The 1,708-nt window shown below is 64.7% G+C and carries 2 protein-coding genes; both read left to right on the top strand.

Annotation, left to right across the window (positions count from 1 at the left end):
• The coding region (locus ACWELQ_RS45210; RefSeq protein ID WP_452403111.1) for a helix-turn-helix transcriptional regulator at positions 1-474 on the top strand (474 nt) is incomplete at its 5' end.
• The coding region (gene sufB / locus ACWELQ_RS45205; protein WP_452403110.1) for a Fe-S cluster assembly protein SufB at positions 471-1,708 on the top strand (1,238 nt) is incomplete at its 3' end. The genes ACWELQ_RS45210 and sufB, both read left to right, overlap by 4 nt.

The raw sequence follows: 1,708 nt of genomic DNA, 5'->3' as shown, positions 1-1,708 counted from the left end.
GGCAAACTGGGCCACGCCTACGATGACCTCGCCGGAGCCGCCATGCGGCAGATCCGGGAGCTCGGCGGCGACGCGGCCATCACCGATTTCGCCCGCAAGCGGGTCGCGGCGATCGTCGCCGGGGTCGGTGAGCTCACCGGGCACACCCCGGCCGAGACCGAGGCCAAGGCGGAGGAGATCGCGGAAGCGTTCACCGACGCCGGATTCGCGGCCTCGACCCGGAAAGTCGGTGCGGGCGTGCAGATCTGCCAGCATCACTGCCCGGTTTCGCACGTCGCCGAGGAATTCCCGGAGTTGTGCGCGGCCGAGCTCGAAGCCTTCCGAGAGATTCTCGGGACCCATGTGCAGCGCCTGGCGACCATCGCCAACGGTGACTGCGCCTGCACCACCCACGTCCCCCTCGTGGCCCCGAAAACCGCCGTTGCACAGCCCGCAACGACTTCTACACACGACTCCGGAAGGAGTGCCGAATGACGACGACCACCGACCAGGTGCAGCCGCTGACCCAGGAAGAGACCATCGCGTCCCTGGGTAAGTACGGGTACGGCTGGGCCGACAAGGATGTCGCCGGTGCCAGTGCCAAGCGCGGCCTGTCCGAGGAGGTCGTGCGCGACATCTCGGCCAAGAAGAGCGAGCCCGAATGGATGCTCGACTTCCGCCTCAAGGCACTGCGCATCTTCGACAAGAAGCCCATGCCGAACTGGGGTTCCAACCTCGAGGGCATCGACTTCGACAACATCAAGTACTTCGTGCGCTCCTCGGAGAAGCAGGCCGCTTCCTGGGAAGAGCTGCCCGAGGACATCAAGAACACCTACGACAAGCTGGGCATCCCGGAGGCGGAGAAGCAGCGCCTCGTCGCCGGTGTCGCCGCGCAGTACGAGTCCGAGGTCGTCTACCACTCCATCCGTGAGGACCTGGAGAAGCAGGGCGTCATCTTCCTCGACACCGACACCGGTCTCAAGGAGCACCCGGAGCTGTTCCAGCAGTACTTCGGTTCGGTCATTCCGTCGGGTGACAACAAGTTCTCCGCGCTGAATTCCGCGGTGTGGTCGGGTGGTTCGTTCATCTACGTGCCGAAGGGCGTGCACGTGGACATCCCGCTGCAGGCGTACTTCCGCATCAACACCGAGAACATGGGTCAGTTCGAGCGGACGCTGATCATCGTCGACGAGGACGCCTACGTCCACTACGTCGAGGGTTGCACCGCGCCGATTTACTCCTCGGATTCGCTGCACTCCGCGGTGGTCGAGATCATCGTGAAGAAGGGCGGCCGCTGCCGCTACACCACGATCCAGAACTGGTCGAACAACGTCTACAACCTGGTGACCAAGCGCGCCAAGGCCGAGGCGGGCGCGACCATGGAATGGGTCGACGGCAATATCGGCTCCAAGGTCACCATGAAGTACCCGGCCGTGTGGATGACCGGTGAGCACGCCAAGGGCGAGGTGCTCTCCATCGCGTTCGCCGGCGAGGGCCAGCACCAGGACACCGGTGCGAAGATGCTGCACCTGGCGCCGCACACCTCGTCGAACATCATCTCCAAGTCGGTGGCGCGCGGCGGTGGCCGGGCCTCCTACCGTGGTCTGGTGCAGGTCAACAAGGGCGCCTACGGCTCCAAGTCGACCGTGAAATGTGATGCGCTGCTGGTGGATACGATCAGCCGCTCCGACACCTACCCCTACGTCGACATCCGCGAGGACGACGTGAC

The sequence above is a fragment of the Nocardia sp. NPDC004722 genome (assembly GCF_053601505.1).
This window is presented reverse-complemented; position numbering and strand designations above follow the sequence as displayed.